This is a genomic window from Mucilaginibacter ginsenosidivorax (assembly GCF_007971525.1).
In the GTDB taxonomy this organism is placed as follows: domain Bacteria; phylum Bacteroidota; class Bacteroidia; order Sphingobacteriales; family Sphingobacteriaceae; genus Mucilaginibacter; species Mucilaginibacter ginsenosidivorax.
Map to the genome: position 1 here is coordinate 1,430,420 of NZ_CP042437.1, position 17,825 is coordinate 1,448,244.

The 17,825-nt window shown below is 43.4% G+C and carries 17 protein-coding genes; 6 read left to right on the forward strand and 11 right to left on the reverse strand.

All coding sequences use genetic code 11. The annotated features are described in order from the left end of the window. Positions 1–65: 65 nt before the first annotated feature. The 9 genes from FSB76_RS05805 to FSB76_RS05845 all read right to left on the reverse strand — a co-directional run bounded on the left by FSB76_RS05805 (position 66) and on the right by FSB76_RS05845 (position 9,445). Positions 66–1,598 carry a serine hydrolase domain-containing protein gene (locus tag FSB76_RS05805; protein ID WP_147052627.1) on the reverse strand — a complete coding sequence of 511 codons (1,533 nt, stop codon included), beginning with the start codon at positions 1,596–1,598 and terminating at the stop codon, positions 66–68. A 177-nt stretch (positions 1,599–1,775) separates the two neighbouring features. After that, positions 1,776–2,651 (reverse strand): succinate--CoA ligase subunit alpha, encoded by an 876-nt coding sequence (gene sucD / locus FSB76_RS05810; RefSeq protein ID WP_147052628.1) that lies wholly within the window; start codon positions 2,649–2,651, stop codon positions 1,776–1,778. 233 nt (positions 2,652–2,884) lie between these two features. Then, complete coding sequence (locus FSB76_RS05815) at positions 2,885–3,157, reverse strand: RNA polymerase sigma factor (protein ID WP_147052629.1); 273 nt, start codon at positions 3,155–3,157, stop codon at positions 2,885–2,887. Positions 3,158–3,168: 11 nt separating this feature from the next. Beyond that, a complete protein-coding gene (locus FSB76_RS05820) occupies positions 3,169–3,762 on the reverse strand; it encodes a cupin domain-containing protein (protein WP_147052630.1) in 594 nt (197 codons plus the stop codon). 237 nt (positions 3,763–3,999) lie between these two features. Then, on the reverse strand, positions 4,000–5,475 hold the full coding sequence (locus FSB76_RS05825) for a glycoside hydrolase family 30 protein (protein WP_147052631.1): 1,476 nt from the start codon (positions 5,473–5,475) through the stop codon (positions 4,000–4,002). 183 nt (positions 5,476–5,658) lie between these two features. Beyond that, positions 5,659–5,988 carry a hypothetical protein gene (locus FSB76_RS05830; protein ID WP_147052632.1) on the reverse strand — a complete coding sequence of 110 codons (330 nt, stop codon included), beginning with the start codon at positions 5,986–5,988 and terminating at the stop codon, positions 5,659–5,661. Between the two features lie 96 nt (positions 5,989–6,084). After that, positions 6,085–7,353 carry a C4-dicarboxylate transporter DctA gene (gene dctA / locus FSB76_RS05835; protein WP_147052633.1) on the reverse strand — a complete coding sequence of 423 codons (1,269 nt, stop codon included), beginning with the start codon at positions 7,351–7,353 and terminating at the stop codon, positions 6,085–6,087. Positions 7,354–7,503: 150 nt separating this feature from the next. After that, positions 7,504–8,280: a hypothetical protein gene (locus tag FSB76_RS05840; RefSeq protein WP_147052634.1), complete on the reverse strand. Its 777-nt coding sequence runs from the start codon at positions 8,278–8,280 to the stop codon at positions 7,504–7,506. Between the two features lie 373 nt (positions 8,281–8,653). After that, positions 8,654–9,445, reverse strand: a complete 792-nt coding sequence (locus FSB76_RS05845) for a hypothetical protein (RefSeq protein ID WP_147052635.1) — start codon at positions 9,443–9,445, stop codon at positions 8,654–8,656. Between the two features lie 328 nt (positions 9,446–9,773). Here FSB76_RS05845 and FSB76_RS32060 point away from each other — a divergent pair, with 328 nt between their 5' ends. Further along, positions 9,774–13,091 (forward strand): leucine--tRNA ligase, encoded by a 3,318-nt coding sequence (locus tag FSB76_RS32060; protein ID WP_158642847.1) that lies wholly within the window; start codon positions 9,774–9,776, stop codon positions 13,089–13,091. Positions 13,092–13,502: 411 nt separating this feature from the next. Here FSB76_RS32060 and FSB76_RS05860 read toward each other — a convergent pair whose 3' ends face one another. After that, positions 13,503–15,263, reverse strand: coding sequence for a DUF885 domain-containing protein (locus FSB76_RS05860; RefSeq protein WP_147052636.1), 1,761 nt, complete (start codon positions 15,261–15,263; stop codon positions 13,503–13,505). Between the two features lie 57 nt (positions 15,264–15,320). Further along, entirely contained in the window at positions 15,321–15,542 is a 222-nt protein-coding gene (locus tag FSB76_RS05865) for a hypothetical protein (protein WP_147052637.1), read from the reverse strand. A gap of 196 nt (positions 15,543–15,738) precedes the next feature. Between FSB76_RS05865 and FSB76_RS32680 the strand changes: the two genes are divergently transcribed. The 5 genes from FSB76_RS32680 (at position 15,739) to rpsG (ending at position 17,791) form a co-directional block, all read left to right on the forward strand. Continuing rightward, on the forward strand, positions 15,739–15,861 hold the full coding sequence (locus tag FSB76_RS32680; protein WP_262713503.1) for a hypothetical protein: 123 nt from the start codon (positions 15,739–15,741) through the stop codon (positions 15,859–15,861). 92 nt (positions 15,862–15,953) lie between these two features. Beyond that, on the forward strand, positions 15,954–16,142 hold the full coding sequence (locus tag FSB76_RS05870; RefSeq protein ID WP_147052638.1) for a hypothetical protein: 189 nt from the start codon (positions 15,954–15,956) through the stop codon (positions 16,140–16,142). 279 nt (positions 16,143–16,421) lie between these two features. After that, positions 16,422–16,631, forward strand: a complete 210-nt coding sequence (locus tag FSB76_RS05875) for a hypothetical protein (RefSeq protein WP_147052639.1) — start codon at positions 16,422–16,424, stop codon at positions 16,629–16,631. A gap of 250 nt (positions 16,632–16,881) precedes the next feature. Beyond that, complete coding sequence (gene rpsL, locus FSB76_RS05880) at positions 16,882–17,304, forward strand: 30S ribosomal protein S12 (protein WP_067190071.1); 423 nt, start codon at positions 16,882–16,884, stop codon at positions 17,302–17,304. A 19-nt stretch (positions 17,305–17,323) separates the two neighbouring features. Further along, complete coding sequence (rpsG, locus tag FSB76_RS05885) at positions 17,324–17,791, forward strand: 30S ribosomal protein S7 (protein ID WP_147052640.1); 468 nt, start codon at positions 17,324–17,326, stop codon at positions 17,789–17,791. The last annotated feature ends 34 nt before the right edge of the window (positions 17,792–17,825 follow it).

The window sequence follows — 17,825 nt, forward strand, 5'->3', positions numbered from 1 at the left end:
AAGTTCTAAGTCAAAAGAGCGAAAAAACAAATTCAGACTTACGACTTAGTACTTTTGACTTAACACTACTGCATTACCACATCCAAATGATACTCCTGTATCAGCGGAGGATTTTCGGGCGTGAGCGTAAAGCTTACTTTAATATTGGCATTCTCTCCCTTAATTATAAAATAGCCGCGCAACTGGTTTTCCGGTATTACATCGCCAATACTCACAGTTTTCCCGGCTTTGGCAAAGGCGGCCGCGGCTGCAACTTTTAATTTATCAGGAAAGTAGTCCATAAAAAAGTTATCAGCAAAAATGCCGCTTTCTTTGGCTTTACTCCAATCGGCAATAACTTTCAGCAGGTCGTTTTTGCGTTGCTCCAAAATTAACGAAGCCGGCAACTGTCGGGGTTTTATGCCGGTTAGGGCCATTATAGTATCCAACACCATGGTATTGGGGTAGCCCGCCCTGGCGTAGGTTAAATTAGCGAACGACACCACGCCGATACCGTAATCGGGCATAATGTTCCATTGGCTGCCAAAGCCCGGCAAACCGCCGGTATGGCCAATATAAACCCGGTTGTCGCAGTCCTTCGCCCAGCGTAACCCGTAAGCGTAGGCGCTCACATTGGGGCAAGGGCGGCCTGTGGTTGTTTTGGCATTGGCCGTTAAATAGTTTACATCCCAGGGGTATTGCATCTCGCGGATAGAACTGCGTTTAACAGGGCCGGTTTCGGCATCATCTCTTGGCGGCCAGGCATCCAGGTGCAGGGCCATATAAATACTAAAATCTTCAATAGTGGTAATAAGGCCGCCCATGGCACCGTAAGCCCCATCGTGCAGCAAGGGCTGCTCAACCCATTTATCATCCAGCCAGCGGTAGCCAAGGGCCAGCTGTTCTTTAGGTACTTTAGTGTATTCCCAGTAGGTATGCGTCATACCCAGTGGTTTCAGGATATTGTCGGTAATATAAGTCTCATAGGTTTTGCCCGATACTTTTTTGATGATGTAACCCAGTGTGGCAAAACCAAGGTTGCTATACTCATACCCCTGCCCGGGGTTATTGGAAAACGAAACACCTTTTTTGTATATGGCCACCAGTTCGGCATCACTTACGCCCAGTTGCCTGTCGCCCCAGGGGTTATCCTCCGGATACCCGGCAGCATGGGTAAGCAGGTGGCGTATGGTTATGGGCGTAGCATCCTTAGTAAGGTATTTGGTAACCTTCATTTCGGGAATATACAGGTAAGCCGGATTATCCAGCTTGAGCCTGCCCTCATCGCGAAGTTTTAAAATAGCCATGGCCGTAAGGCTTTTAGTCATGGAGGCAATGCGGAAAGCCGATTTTGGCGTGGCCGGTATTTTATTTGGCACATCGGTATAGCCAAGGCCCACGGTATGCACCAGTTTACCATCCACAATAATACCATAGGCAACACCGGGCCAATGATTGTCTTCGGCATACTTTTTATATATCTGGTCTATCACCGGGTAAGTGGCTTCTATCTTTTTCAGCCTGTCGGGATCGGTAAAGGCGGCGGGCTTATAGGTTTGGGCAGAAGCTGCGGTGCAGCATGAAAATAAAAGTAACCAAAACAGATTTTTTTTGATCATGGGTGATGTTTTAAAGCTGATGTTTTAAAAATAGCGATTTTTCAGCACTGTCCGAATCAGAATTCTCAGAATTTGATGATTTTCAGAATAGAGTACGATATAAAATAAAAAATCCCGGCCAAAAATGACCAGGATTTAAATATGCTTTTCCAATTCCCCCTTCAGGGGTTAGGGGGGCTATAACTTTGCCAATTCTTCGGCCATAGCAGCGCCAATTTCGGCAGGCGATTCTACTACGCGGATACCGCATTCGGCCATAATTTTCATTTTGGCAGCAGCTGTATCGTCGGCACCGCCAACAATTGCACCTGCGTGGCCCATCCTGCGGCCCGGAGGCGCGGTTTGGCCGGCAATAAAACCTACAACAGGTTTAGTACCAAATTCTTTAATCCAACGGGCTGCATCAGCTTCCATACCACCACCAATTTCGCCAATCATGATAATGCCGTGTGTATCCGGATCATTCATCAGTAATTCAACAGCTTCTTTGGTTGGGGTACCTATGATAGGGTCGCCACCAATACCTATGGCAGTAGTGATACCTAAACCAGCTTTAACCACCTGGTCAACCGCCTCGTAGGTTAACGTACCCGATTTTGAAACTACGCCTACATTACCTTTTTTGAAGATAAAACCAGGCATAATACCAATTTTACTTTCGTCGGCAGTTATAATGCCTGGGCAGTTGGGGCCAATAAGGCGCGCGTCCTTATCGGTTAAATATTCTTTTACCGCAATCATATCTTTTGTAGGGATACCTTCGGTAATACAAACAATAACTTTAATACCGGCCTCGGCAGCTTCCATAATAGCATCCGCGCCAAAGGCAGGGGGTACAAAAATGATAGATACATCGGCGCCGGTTTGATCAACCGCGTCTTTAACTGTGTTAAAAACAGGCCTGTCCAGGTGGCTTTGACCGCCTTTGCCAGGTGTAACACCACCAACAAGCTGGGTACCATAAGCAATCATTTGCTCGGCATGGTAGCTGCCCTCTTTACCGGTGAAACCTTGTACAATAACTTTTGAATCTTTATTTACCAGAACACTCATTGGTTTTTTCGTTTAGTACGGCAAATCTAAAGTTTTTGGCCGAATGTCAAACCCCATTATAATTTAATAGCCGAATAATTTAGTATGATAACATAAAAGTGACGTTTTGATATTACATGGTATTGGTAACAACGCCGGTTCGGCCATTTTTTTCAGGTGCAGTTCATGGTATGTGTATACCAACAGCACCTGCCTGGTCACACCCGTTGCCTTCATAGGCTTAAAAATGGACTTTAAGCTATTTGCGACCTTGAGGCACGGTTCCGGGCTATCCCGGCCATCCAGATTAGCAGGCGTTTATCCTGTTGGTGATAATATTGGATGTTGGCCCAGATCTCTAATATTGTATCTGTCAGTATTTCCTCTGCTATTTGCCTGTCGCTGATATGGCAGCAAATAATTTTAAACAGGGTTGCTGCATAACTATCATATAAGGCGCCAACGCTCGAAGGGTCGCGTTTCTGCATAGCACCAATGAGTTCTTTTTCTGAAAGAGTTGTTTCCATTATAGTCAAGATCAGGCAAAGCGGTGCTGCAAAATGGCAATAACGTACGGAGACAGTATCTTTATATCATGATTAACATGTAACGGAATTTCCAGGTGATCGCCGGGATTAAGCGTAAATACTTTATCGCCAACGGTACAGGCGCATTGCCCTTTCAATATAAAAAAGCTTTCTGCCACTTCTTCGTGTACCTCTTCGGGCACATTTAGTTTAGTTACTACCAGGGTTTGGACAATATGCTCATCCTGGCGCAGCAGGTGCGCAAAAAAATCATCAAAGGGTTCGGCCGGTAAAAGGTGTTCAACTGCGCTGAGCCATGCAGTATAACTGGAGTATTCGTCGGTCGCAGGCAAATTTTCTATATCGATGGCGTCGCCCGGGAAACCCAACGCTGCCAATATGCTGTTCCTAAGCCTTTCCGGAGGAGTGATGGCCCCGTTTTCGGCAAGTTTTTCAATCGTATCTTCAATTTTTTCCAGCTCCTGCCTAATCCCGGGATGTTCCTGGCTTAAAGCTACCACTTCCCGTGCGCGTTCCTCGTCAAAAATATCAAAGCAATGCTGTTCAAGGTTACCTTGGTTAATATAGTCGTTGATATCTATCATAATTTGGGTATCAGGAGATGCATTAGTTTAATTAATTGCGGTAAACCCCGGCCGGTAATCAGGTTCAGGTTAGCGCGCAAATATAAATAAAGTAATGTATACCAATGACAGTACTCTGGTTTAACCTACTCTTTATCAGTGTAAGCCAGCAATGCAGGCGTATTATAAGCCGGCTTTTACATTTTTCAGCCATTGTGCTATCTGCGAAGATCTATTACAACGTATTCATATCCATTTTTACTTGCTGCCCGCCAATAAAAAGGTATTAAACGAATCTGCTTTTAATAACGGGCTGATTGTTTTATTACCCAGCTTTATATTAACCACCTTATCGGCTTCGCCATCGTTTTGTATAACTATAACTATGCTGTTATCGGGATTTTTAAAGGCCAGCAAATTGTTAAATGTACCGCTTGCCGCCAATAGCTTTGCGCCGGGTTTCACGTAATGGCTCAGGTGCTTAAGCAGGTAATATTCGTAATTGAACTTATAGGTGCGATTGGTAGTATCTACACTCACCAGTGAGTTTTGCCGCCAGCCCCAGTGGCTAATGCCGCCCTCTTTTAAGGCTATGTTCCAATACATGTAAGCGCTGGCGCCGCTGTTAAAATAATGTTTCATTAAATCCCATGTATAACAGCAGTATTTCCAGTCGTTTTGGCCATCGCCGCATTCCTGCTCGCTTTGGTACAAGGCAAGGTTTGGATATCGTTGATGAATACCTGCAATGGCGCCTTTACCAGCCCACTGGAAACCCACTCCTTTAATGTACTTAGCGCTTTCGGGGCTGGTTAGCAGGGTGTCTGTCAGTTTCTCGTTGGCACGTTCAACCGTTCCGAAAAAGATGTTTACGCCACGCTGCTGCATTTGAGGCCCAAGATAGCTTACAAATTTAGCCAGGCCATGAGCCGTCCAGGTACAGCTGGGAAATACCTGTGCCGAGTTAAACTCATTTTGCGGCATCACCATGCCTATTTTAATGCCCTGCTGCCTGTAGGCGTCAACAAATTTGCCAAAGTATTGAGCGTAGGTTTTAAAATATCGATCGTCCTGTATAAACATGTCGGTACCTTCTTTACCCACCTGGTCGGGTTTCAGGCCGTTCTCGGCATTTGAAAAATCCATGCCGGTAAGTTTTATGCCACGTTCCTCGTATTTTTTTATCATTTCTTTAGTGGGTATCATGGCAGCGGCATAATGCTTATTCTTTTTCATCCATTGTGGCGGGCTCCATGGCGATGCCCACAGCTTAAGTGCAGGGTTAAACTTTTGAGCATTTTTTATAAAGGGCACAAGGGTGTGCATATCATGGGCTATGCTAAAATCTTTCAGCAAAAAATCGCCATCGGTTTCATCATACGAGTACCAGTTAAGCGAAAAATCATTGGCGCCAACCGGCATCCGGCAAATGGTAAAATTGGCGCCTACACCCGGGGCAAATAATTCTTTCATAATGGCCTGCCTGTCGGCAGCGCTCAGCAATTGCAGCGATGTATAGCCAAGCTCATTAAAGCATCCGCCAAAACCACTAACAGTTTGCTTGGGGCTTCCGGTTAAAATTTCAACATCGGCAGCGCTACCCCTGCCCGAAGATGCTTTGAGATTGCCAGCAACCCAATGAGCTGTTTTTGTGCTGGAAACCCATGTTATCTTTTGCGCAATCGATTGCAAACTGATGCCTGCACTTGCCAATAACAAAATAGCTTTTTTCATGATGATACTAATACTTTATGTATGTTTTAAAACCGACTACCATTTGGTAATCAGCCTATTTATAATTGGTTTACAATGGGCAAAAACCTATTGCGTTTTATTGACACAATGATAAATAAAAATTTCAATTTTTTATAAAAGAAGAGATATATTTTACCGACAGTTGAAACCGTTAGTAAGGCCCTAAGCCGGATTAGGTTTGGCAGTAATTTTCTTCCAGATGGAAAACCCTCCGTAAACAAACATTAAGCCAATAAACACATATACCCAAATGGAAATATTGCGGCCTGCAATGATGAGGTAAAGATAAGGCAGGCTAAAACTAAGCGAAGCAAGCAGCAGCGGAATAAGGATAGGCTTTTTGGCCCTGAAAGTTTTGAGCACCCAGCCCAGGAACGAAAAAAAGCAGATCTTACTAACTAAATAAAGAATACCAATAAGCAAAGGATCAACCTCGTGCTTCTCGCCCAAGGCAATAACCCAGTCTTTAATAAGCGTGATATAATCCGTCATATATTGCAAGTTATACATTAACTGGTATACATGGCGTGTATTTGCCAATTAATATGTTCCCCGTATCTTTTAAATGGCAAATCAAAAATCCCTCCTTCAGGGGGTTAGGGGGCTTACAAACTCTCCTTCACTTTTCGCAATTACAATAGTTGCCACGCCATTGCCTATCACATTGGTGATAGCCCGTGCTTCTGACATAAACCTATCTACCCCAATTAATATAGCCAACCCCTCTACCGGGATAATTTTAATGGCCGCAAGCGTGCTGCTCAATACAATAAACCCGCTACCGGTAACACCTGCTGCACCTTTGGAGGTAATCATGAGGATGCCAATAATAGTTAACTGCTGCGCCAGCGACAAAGGGACATTAAAAACCTGCGCCAAAAATATCACACACATAGATAGGTAAATAGTGGTGCCATCCAAATTAAAGGAATACCCTGTTGGGATAACCAAACCTACTACAGATTTGGAGCAACCAAACTTTTCCAGCTTTTCCATCATAGCAGGCAGGGCCGATTCGGATGAAGATGTGCCTAGCACAATCAGTATTTCTTCTTTAATATATTTAAGATATTGCCACAGGCTAAATTTGTAAATGCGGCAAATGATATTGAGCACCACAAAAATAAACAGGAACATAGTCAAGTAAACCGAACCCATCAATATAGCCAGCGGCTGCAGGGTTTTTACACCGTACTTGCTGATGGTAAATGCCATCCCTCCGAAAGCGCCCAAAGGGGCAACTTTCATCACTATTTTCATGATGTTGAAAAACACTTTAGACAGCTTATCAAACAAACTGATAACGGCCTGCCCCGTTTCGCCCATGCGGCTCAGGCCAACGCCAAACAGGATGGCAAAAAACAAAATCTGCAAAATATCGCCTTTGGCAAAAGCTTCAAATACGTTACCGGGCACTATATGAGCTATAAAATCGCCCCAGTGCATTTCAGATGCTGCTTTTTCATACACGGCCAGTTTACCCGTTGCATCGGTCATGTTATGATTTTGAAAACCGGCGCCCGGTTTTATGATATTGGCAACCGCAACACCTATAACAAGGGCAAAAGAGGTTACTATTTCAAAATAAAGCAGCGCCTTCCCGCCTACCCGGCCCACCTTTTTCATATCGCTCATACCGGCAATACCCAGCACAATGGTAAAAAATATGATTGGTGCTATCAGCATAGTGATCAGGCTGATGAAGGTTTTGCTGATCAGTTCGGCTGTTGGAGCAAAACCCTTAAAGTTTAGGCCTACCACCACGCCCAGGGCAATGGCCACAAGCACCTGGAAGGTGAGGTTTGAAATGAGGCGAAGGCCCCAACCATCCTGAAGGGGAAGCTTTTTGATTGGCATTAGTATCAGGCTTTTTTGGTTTAGCAAGTATACGATTTTAGGTAACTATTTTTACCAGACAAAGTTTTAGCGGGGCGATAGCAACCGCACCAATAAAAAAGCCCTCTTCCAAACAGGAAAAAGGCTTTTGCTGTATTTATATTAATAGCGTTAATTAGGCTTTACTTCGCCGGTTATCATATCCACAAGGTATTCGTGGTTTAAAAAAGTCATTTGAACTTTGTGGTTACCCAGAAAATGCAGTGTACCGCTGTAATCCCACCCACCGCCAGTGGTTTTGCCGGTTGATTCAAAGGTAGCATCGCCACTGGTTATATCAAAATTATCATCGCCGTGTACATACAGGTTGGTAAACGTATAAAGGTTATGAACCGAACTGCCAGTACCATATTTGGTGTACTGGTTATCGGTAAATGCTTTCATTTTACCGTTGAGCGAAAAGTTGGAGTTATTGGTATTCAGGCCTCGTACATGATAATCCTGAACAATAGCGTAGGTGAATGCGTAACCAGGGCCGCTACCAACCGTTTTTACCGAATCTAACAGATCATAGCCTATTGTTTTTTTATCGTTGCAGATAAAAAAGTACCTTACACCTCCTGTTTTGTGTGCTTTTAAAGTATCGCCCTGGTTAAAAAGAAGGTTTAGGCTGGTATCTACATAAAAACCACAATGATAATCTTGGCTTTGTATTTTAAGTTTTGTTGATGCTGAAAAGGTAGTTGACGGATTTACACCATCTTTTATACTGGCGCCGCCAAATGCACCGGTTAACGATTGGGCAAGATTTTTAGCAATTGCCGAACTTGCTTCATCAGCGCTTTTAGTTGTAGTTGAGGACGGTTTGTTTTCAACTTTTTTACAGGCGGCATAAAACAGGGAGATCGCCAGAATTGCTGGTAATACCTTAGGTAAGTTTAATTTCATCGTAATAGATTTAGATATTTATTGCGATGAAAACAACAATAAGTATTCCATATAAGTGGCAGATTCTTAAAATTCAATAGTTACTTAAAGGCACAATAGTGAGTTGGTTTTTAAACTAACGTTTTATGGTATTATTTATGAGCAGCGGCGACATAACGGGTAATATTTTCCACCAAATACCGGGCAATAATTTACCCGCCATTCCTCACCTGTAGAAAAATAACGGCTTTTGAATTCGATATCTATTTGATATAATGGAAAACAGCAATTGGATTTTTTCACTACACAGTAAAAAATACGTAAAACAAAAGCTGTTAAATAAAAAAATCCCCGCAAACCATGCTGGCAGCGGGGATCAAATAACTTGCCTGTTTTATAATACCTGCCCGGTTTTAATATTTATTGTGAATTTTTTTCCATTAATGCTAAACTGGGCTTTATGGTTACCCACAAAAGAAATTGTACCGCTGTAGTTCCATGTTTTGCCTTCATATGTTCCTTTGGTGGTAAATGTTGCGTGACCGTCGGTTATATCGGCGTCGGCAGCGCGGTCTATCATTAAGCCGGTTAGTTTAAAGTTGAATGATGCGGATATAGCTTTTGCTTTTCCGGCCTCTGTGTAAGTACCATTTACGTAAGCATTCAAAGCACCATCTAACTGCAGTTTCAGGTTGCTTACTCCGGGGTTAAGGCTTTTTAAAATAAAGCTTTTGCCATATTTTTCGGTGATATTGGCACCGCCGCCAACTAATACCAGGTTTAAACTATCGTTAACTGTAATGCTTGATCTCTTGTTGTTTGTGCATGCAACTTCATACTTGATTTTTTCCCAAATATCAATTTTCGATGTATCACTGTCACCCAACTTAAAGGAAAAGGTTGTATCCAACTTTGAACCGCAACCAAAATGATTTACAGATTCAATTCTAACCTTACCTTTTGACTTAAACACAATGTTTGTTGGATCATCCAATCCGTCAGAAATACTAAAGCCGCCTTTATCGGCATACAAAGCCTCACTAAGGTTTGAAGCTATCTCGGTACTTACCATCGTCGGATCGGCTGTGTTTGGTGTTGTGTTGTCGTCTTTTAATTTGCTGCAACCAAAATAGGTTAAAGCAAGACCTGCAACTGCTATCAGGGTTAGTTTGTAATTGTGTTTCATGTTTAAGTTTTAAATATATTGACCAAATTTAACTCTATTACGGCTAATTATAAAATAAGTTGGGGTAATTTATTAACATATATTCACATCACCCTCAACCCATTAGCAACGTGGCTTGTACATATCTCAACAATTTCATAAGGCAAAAACGCAAGATTTTACCGATGGCCCTTATGTTGTTAATTATGATTACGAAAATGAGCTTCAATAAGTAACACCCGCCCGCAGTTTTTTGCATTGTTTTTATAGCAATCAACTAATCGCCAATAAACTACCATACTAATAGAGATTTTCTTAATTTCGCAACCTCATACGTATAACCAACAAAATGGACTATCAATTTAAAGATATAGAGCAAAAGTGGCAGCAGTTTTGGGCCCAGAACAATACGTTTAAAGCCGAAGATAAAAGCACCAAACCCAAGTATTATGTGCTGGATATGTTTCCCTACCCATCGGGTGCAGGGCTGCATGTGGGCCATCCGCTGGGTTATATTGCATCTGATATTTTTGCACGTTACAAACGCCTTAAAGGCTTTAACGTACTGCACCCCATGGGTTACGATAGTTTTGGCTTACCGGCCGAGCAATATGCCATACAAACCGGGCAACACCCGGCGGTAACTACCGAAGATAATATAGCTACCTACCGCCGCCAACTGGACCAGATTGGCTTCTCGTTCGACTGGAGCCGCGAAGTGCGCACCAGCTCGCCCGATTATTATAAGTGGACGCAGTGGATTTTTATGCAGCTGTTTAACAGCTGGTATAATAAGGATGCCGACAAAGCCGAAAGCATAGCCAAACTGGTTGAACATTTTGAGCAAAACGGGTCAGCAGGCATCAATGCCGTGTGCGATGAAGAAACATTGAGTTTTACTGCCCCTGAATGGAAAGCGATGAGCAACCAGGACCAGCAGGCCGAACTATTGAAATACCGCCTTACCTACCTGCGCGAAAGCACCGTAAACTGGTGCCCTGCCCTTGGTACCGTATTGGCCAACGACGAGGTAAAAGACGGTTTTAGCGAACGCGGCGGCTATCCCGTTGAGCAAAAAAAGATGATGCAATGGAGCATGCGCATCACCGCCTACGCCGAACGCCTGTTACAAGGCCTTGACACCATTGACTGGCCCGAGCCTTTGAAAGAAATGCAGCGCAACTGGATTGGTAAGAGTACCGGTGCAAGCGTACGCTTCCCAATAAACAAAACCACTCACCACTCACCACTAACCACTAACTATATAGAGGTTTTCACCACCCGCGTGGATACCATCTTCGGTGTAACCTTTGTGGTGATAGCGCCCGAGCATGAGTTGGTAGCCAGTTTAACTACGCCTGAACAGAAGGCCGATATTGATGCCTACATTGCCGTTACCAAAAAGAAATCGGAGCTTGACAGGATGGCTGATGCAAAAACGGTATCGGGCGCCTTTACCGGCAGCTATGTTTTAAACCCGCTGAACGGTCAGCCAATCCCTATCTGGATTGCCGATTACGTACTGGCTGGTTACGGAACTGGTGCTGTAATGGCAGTACCATCCGGCGATCAGCGCGACTATTTGTTTGCCAAACATTTTAATTTGCCGATAGTGCAGATTCTTGACACCCAGAAAATAGATGCCGAGGCCGACCCAACTAAGGAAGGCATTTATATCAACTCGGAATTTATGAACGGGTTAGATTATAAAGCGGGTACCGCTGCCGTTATTGCCAAACTGGAAGAGGTTGGCGCCGGCAAAGCAAAAATCAATTTCAGGATGCGCGACGCCATTTTTGGCCGTCAGCGCTACTGGGGTGAGCCCGTCCCTGTTTATTTTAAAGATGGTTTGCCTTATTTAATTGAAGAAAGCCACTTACCGCTGTTATTGCCCGAAGTTGATAAATATTTGCCTACTGAATCGGGTGAACCGCCTTTAGGTCGTGCCGAAAACTGGAGCTACAAACCGGAAGCAGCCCCCTCTAAATCTCCCCCGGTAGGGGAGACTTTTGAGCCTCACCAGGCTGGAAATTACAGAGAAACTGCCGATCCTGTTTATTATGAACAGATAAAAGACTTTAGCCGTGATAATAGAAGTCAGCCGACAGAGGCTGAAGATATCCTATGGCAATTACTAAGAGGCGAAAAACTGGGCTATAAAATAAGGAGACAACACATTATAGGGCAGTTTATTGCTGATTTTGTTTCCTTACAAAAAGGTTTAGTAATTGAGCTTGATGGCCGTCATCACACAGCAAACAAAGAGGCTGACGATGCAAGAACTGAAGTGTTAAATCATTTCGGTTTTGAAGTAATACGGTTTTCAAACGATGAAGTATTAAAAGATGTTCAATCCGTTGCCTTATCTATAAAATCAAAATTAGATAGCCTCCCAGAAAGAGATAAAACCAAAATATCAAGCGAAGAAGAACCAACTGCAGCTAAAGTCTCCCCTACCGGGGGAGATTTAGAGGGGGCTGGTGGCTATGCTTACGAACTTTCGACGATGCCTGGCTGGGCTGGCAGTAGCTGGTACTGGTATAGGTACATGGATGCAAAAAATGATAATGAATTTGCATCAAGAGAAGCCATTGAATATTGGAAAGATGTGGATTTATACATAGGTGGCAGCGAACACGCTACAGGCCACTTGTTGTATAGCCGTTTCTGGAACAAATTCCTGAAAGATATTGGTAAAGTGGTTGAGGAAGAACCTTTCAAAAAGTTGATTAACCAGGGGATGATTCAAGGCCGCAGCAATTTTGTTTATCGTTTGATAGACGAAGAAGGTCGCGGAACCAACACTTTTGTATCTCATGGTTTGATTAAAGAATATAAAACATCGCCATTGCATGTTGATGTAAATATTGTAGAGAACGAAGTGATGAACATCAGCAAGTTCAAACAATGGCGGCCGGAATTTGCAGATGCTGAATTTATTTTAGAAAACGGCAAATATATCTGCGGCGTAGAAGTTGAAAAAATGTCGAAACGTTACTACAACGTTGTTAACCCTGATGACATTGCCCAACGCTACGGTGCCGATACCCTGCGCATGTATGAAATGTTCCTTGGCCCGCTGGAGCAAAGCAAACCATGGAATACCAACGGTATCGAGGGCGTATTTAAATTCCTGCGTAAATTCTGGCGTTTGTTCCATAACGAGGCCTGGGAGTTCAAAGTATCCGATGCCGAGCCTTCAAAAGCGGAGTTGAAATCGTTGCATAAGATTATCCGCAAAGTAGAGGAAGATATCGAGCGTTTCTCGTTCAATACTTCGGTATCCAGCTTTATGATAGCTGTAAATGAGTTAACCGATTTAAAATGTAATAACCGTGCTGTATTGCAGGATATGGTAATCATTTTGTCGTCGTATGCCCCTCACATTTGCGAGGAGTTATGGACTTTACTTGGCAACCCGGCCGGTACTTTATCTTACGCGCCGTTCCCTAAGTTCAACAGCACTTATTTAATTGAGGATGATTTTGCTTACCCGATATCTATCAATGGTAAAATGAAAATGAACCTGAATATTCCGTTAAGCCTGGAGGTTAAGGAAATAGAAGAAACCGTATTAGCCAATGCCGACGTACAAAAATACCTTGACGGCAAAGCCCCTAAAAAGGTGATTGTAGTTAAAGGCAGGATTGTGAATATGGTGGTGTAGCCCCCCGGGAGTTTGGATGTGCAGATTTGCAAATTTCAGATGTGCAGATGATAGCTTAAAAAGCTATAAAAAGAGAATGGCATTGCGGCTTGAGCTACGATGTCATTCTCTTTTTTTATTAAGAGCTTTCTGATTTACGTCTTTAGTCCACTTCCGATGACTGTGTCCTCACAGGCATCTTCCGATGGTTGTTGTTTTATGGGATCAAACTCAAAGCATTGGAAGCTGCGGTTTGTGAGTACACAAACCACGAGATTAGGATTAATTAAACGAATGTTCTAAGCTACCGTCATCGGTACGAAGCAATCCTGAACTATCTGGGACTTAGCATATCGGGGATTGCTTCGCACCTCGCAATGACGAATATTCGACAGTAATACTTTCAGTTTTAAGCCTTAAGCTTTCGGCTTCTTACAAAACATCGCCCCAGGTACTTTTATCTTTCAACATAATTTCTCGTAGCATGCCAATTTGCGGCATACCGTGGTCAAGTACGGCATCGTGGAATTTTTTGAGGGAGTAGTTGGTGCCTTCCTGTTTTTGGTAGTCATCGCGTAGTTTCAGGATTTCCAGCTTGCCAATGGTGTAAAACAGGTAACCGGGGTCAAAGGTACCACGCAGGGCTTCCTGGCGCGATGGCTTATCGCCCTGGTACCAGTTATTCATGAAAAATTTGGTGGCATCATCTACATTCATGCCCTGGGTATGTGTTTTGATGGATACACATAAGCGGCAAAGTCTCAGCAGGGCATCGCCAGACTGCGCCAGGCGGTATTTGGCAGCCTTCACCGGGTCACCATTGTGGCCGTAGCCTTCGTCGGCCATCATTTTTTCGCAGTAGTGTGCCCAGCCTTCCACAAAGGCGTAGCTGCCGAAGATCTTTTCAATTTTTGTTGCCGATGAAGCATTCAGGTGCAAAAACTGGGTATAGTGACCCGGGTAGGCTTCGTGGATGGTTACATTGTCGGTGGTGTAATAGTCAAACTGTTTTAGCCAGTCTTCCTTTTGTTGCGCCGTCCATTTAGGGTCAACAGGGGTTATATAGTAATAGGCCTCAGTAGCGGTAGTTTCAAACGGACCGGGCGTATCCATTGATGCGGTGCCGGTAGCGCGGGCGTATTGCGGTGTTTCCTCCACCTTCACCCGCACCTGTGAGGGCATGGTAACAATGTTTTTATCGATCAAAAACTGGCGAATCTGCTCCAGGTTCTTTTTAGCATCCGGGATCAGGCTTTCAGCAGTGGGATGGTCTTTTTGCAGATCGTGGTATACATCAACCGGTTTTTTATTGGGGTTGATCACCTTAGCCGCGGCATTAAACGAATCCTGTTCTTTTTTTAACTGTGCCAGGCCTATTTCCAATATCTTATCGGGCGTAAGTTTTATCCCCTCGCTGTATAGCAGCATTTTTTGGTAGTTGGCTGTACCAATGGCGTATTTGTTATTGGCTTTGGGCAGTTTTACTTTTTTCAGATAAGCGGCAAAATCATTTACTGCCGCTATGGCAGCCGCGTTAACCTTGTTGAAGCTTTTCATCAGCGTATCGTTCTTCACATCTTTTAACGCCACCTTCAGGTCGCCGCCCAAAAAAGCAGCCGAGCCTTCTGCTATCTGTATAGCGGTTTCTACGTACGGTTTCGCCAAGGTATCGTTCAGGTTTAGTTTAGCATCGGCCATCATTTTAGGGGCCTGTTTTTCTATCGCTATGATTGATTTTACCCTATCGGCTATCGGTGCAAAATTACGCTTCACATAAATACTTACGTCAACCGCGCCAGCATAGGTCATGGGGTTTTTAGTATAGGTTCCCAGATCTTCAAAAGTCCAAAGTTCCTGTTTAATGGCCGAGCGTAAAATGCGGTAATCGTAAAATGTTTTGGGGCTAAAGGAGGCCGTATCGGCGGAGTCCAATTTGGTATCAAATTCTTTTAACCGCGCCAGTTCTTTTTCAATAGAGGCCTTACTGATGTCGGTAACCTTGCCATCGTATTGGTGGTAGCCAAGGGCAACGCCATTGGCCGGCCGCCAGGCCAGGTAACCGTCGAGGTAGTCGTCGGCAATTTTTTGGAAGGCAGCATCGCCGGATAACGCATCACTGTTATTGGCTGCGGGTTTAGGCTTGCAACCGACGAGGATGCAGAAAGGAATAATCAGTAAGGATATTTTTTTCATGATGATTGTATTGTAAAAACCTAAGTTAATGGTTTTTGAAAACAATTAACAGCCAACTTATATTATAACTGTAAAACATACCACTATGAAAAAGAAATTCACCGGCATACTGTTGCTTGCAGCAATGGTTGCCACCTTAGCTACAAACTGCGCTCCGCCAAGGAACATGCCGCATCCGCCAACGCCGCCAAAACCGGCAGCGCCATAATAAAAAAAGCCTCCAACAATAAAAAGTTGGAGGCTTTTTTGCAGTGCAAATGCATCGAATTGGGTTAACATAACTTAACACATTTCAAATATATTTTTTATAAATACCTTATAATCAATATTTTATATTTTAACATGGTTAACACTAAACCGATCGCGCAATTTAGGCGCATCCAAATATTTGTCCCTGTTTTGGCCAACACAAGTCCCTTCGGTACCTCAATCATTTAACCAGTATCAGGCAATAAAAACAAGGCAGGTTTTTAACATGGCAACCTGCTACAAAAACACAGGCAACCTGGCCGATTATAAAATATGGATGCCGAAAGCCGAAGAGTTTGCCCTGCCCGAATCGCCCTATTACCAGCAGATCATCGACGCGGGTTTTTAATAAAATGCCACCCCCGGTTAATCCTTTTCAAAAACAAAACGTCATATATGTGTACGTTGTTTAATTAACAGGTACCATTAAAATTAAACACCATGAAAAAGAGATTTGTTGCATTTGCACTATTAATATCAGCAGTAGTAGTATCGGTATCATCGGGTTGTGTGGTACGCGATGGATATGGAAGAGGATACCATCATGACAGGTATCACTACCGCGATCATGACGACCACGGACGTGGCCACGACCATGATTACAACCAGGGTGGCTATAACCACTACTAATAAAAAGATTGTTTTGAGTGATTGTTTGTGAGTGATTGATGGCAAGGCGGTGAGTAATCACCGCTTTGTTTGTTTATATAGGCTAATCCAGCAGTTACCAAGCCATCCAAAAAAAATATTTGTATCCCAAGCCCGCAATAGCGATGGGCGTGGATACCGGCCAATGTGGCTAAGGCCGGTGCAGTATGAACAAACAGCGCGGGCCGAAGGCATTGCCATTATCAATATAGTCATTCGCTGTACCCCTATTTTTTGTATTTTTGTTTAAATAACTAACCCATGGTAACCATCAATTCAACACTTGAAGATATTATGCAATTGGATTTTGCATCCAGGGAAATGCTACTTGAAATTTTACAAAAGCGACAAATTGAAGCTCGTAGAGACGAGATTGCTAAAACAGCAAAAAAGTCTTTAAAAGAGTTTCACTCTGGCAAAAATGTCCCCCTTTCGGCGGATGATGTTATTGATAGACTTAATAACCTGTAAATTCAGGCAACTTGACACATTGGGGATTGCTTCGTTCCTCGCAATGACGATACTGGGAATAGGAATAGTGCTTTCAATAACTCCCCATAACACTTAAAATATCAATCAATTACCCCTCAACGCCCCCTTCCATCCACCAAACCAACCCTTTACAAAACTTTTTCTAGCCAATCCCTTGAAAATCAAAAAATACTCCGTACCTTTGCAGTCCTTAAAATAAGGATAAAACTGTAAATACAAAAAGGAAAAAATGCCTACTATTCAGCAATTAGTTAGAAAAGGTAGAGTAGCTCTGGTTGACAAGAGTAAGTCGCCAGCGTTGGACAGCTGTCCACAGCGAAGAGGCGTATGCACACGCGTGTATACCACTACCCCTAAAAAACCAAACTCAGCAATGCGTAAAGTTGCCCGTGTGCGCTTAACCAACGGTAAAGAAGTAAATGCTTACATCCCTGGTGAAGGTCACAACTTACAGGAGCACTCTATCGTTTTGATCCGCGGTGGTCGTGTTAAGGATTTACCAGGTGTACGTTACCACATCATCCGTGGTGCGTTAGATACATCAGGTGTTGCCGGCCGTAACCAACGTCGTAGTAAATACGGAACAAAACGTCCTAAACCAGGTCAGGCAGCTGCACCTACCAAAGGCGCACCAGCTAAGAAGAAAAAATAATTAAGGAGGATAGAAAGCAATGAGAAAGTCAAAACCAAAAAAGAGAATTATCCTTCCTGATCCACGGTTCAATGATACCATGGTTACAAGGTTTGTAAATAACATGATGTATGATGGTAAAAAATCTACCGCGTACTCTATATTTTATAACGCAGTTGATATTGTTGAAAAGAAAACCAGCGAAAGCGGTTTAGAAACCTGGAAAAAGGCTTTAAACAATGTTATGCCTGCAGTTGAAGTTAAAAGCCGTCGTGTTGGTGGTGCTAACTTCCAGGTACCAACCGAAGTTCGTCCGGAGCGCAAAATCGCTTTAGGTATGAAATGGTTAATCAGCTATGCCCGTCGTCGTGGTGAAAAAACCATGATGGAGAAATTAGCCGGCGAGATCATATCAGCAGCTAAAGGTGAAGGTGCAGCAGTGAAAAAGAAAGAAGATACGCACAAAATGGCTGAAGCCAACAAAGCGTTCTCTCACTTTAGATTCTAATTAGTGAATTATTGAATTAGTGAATTATTGATTA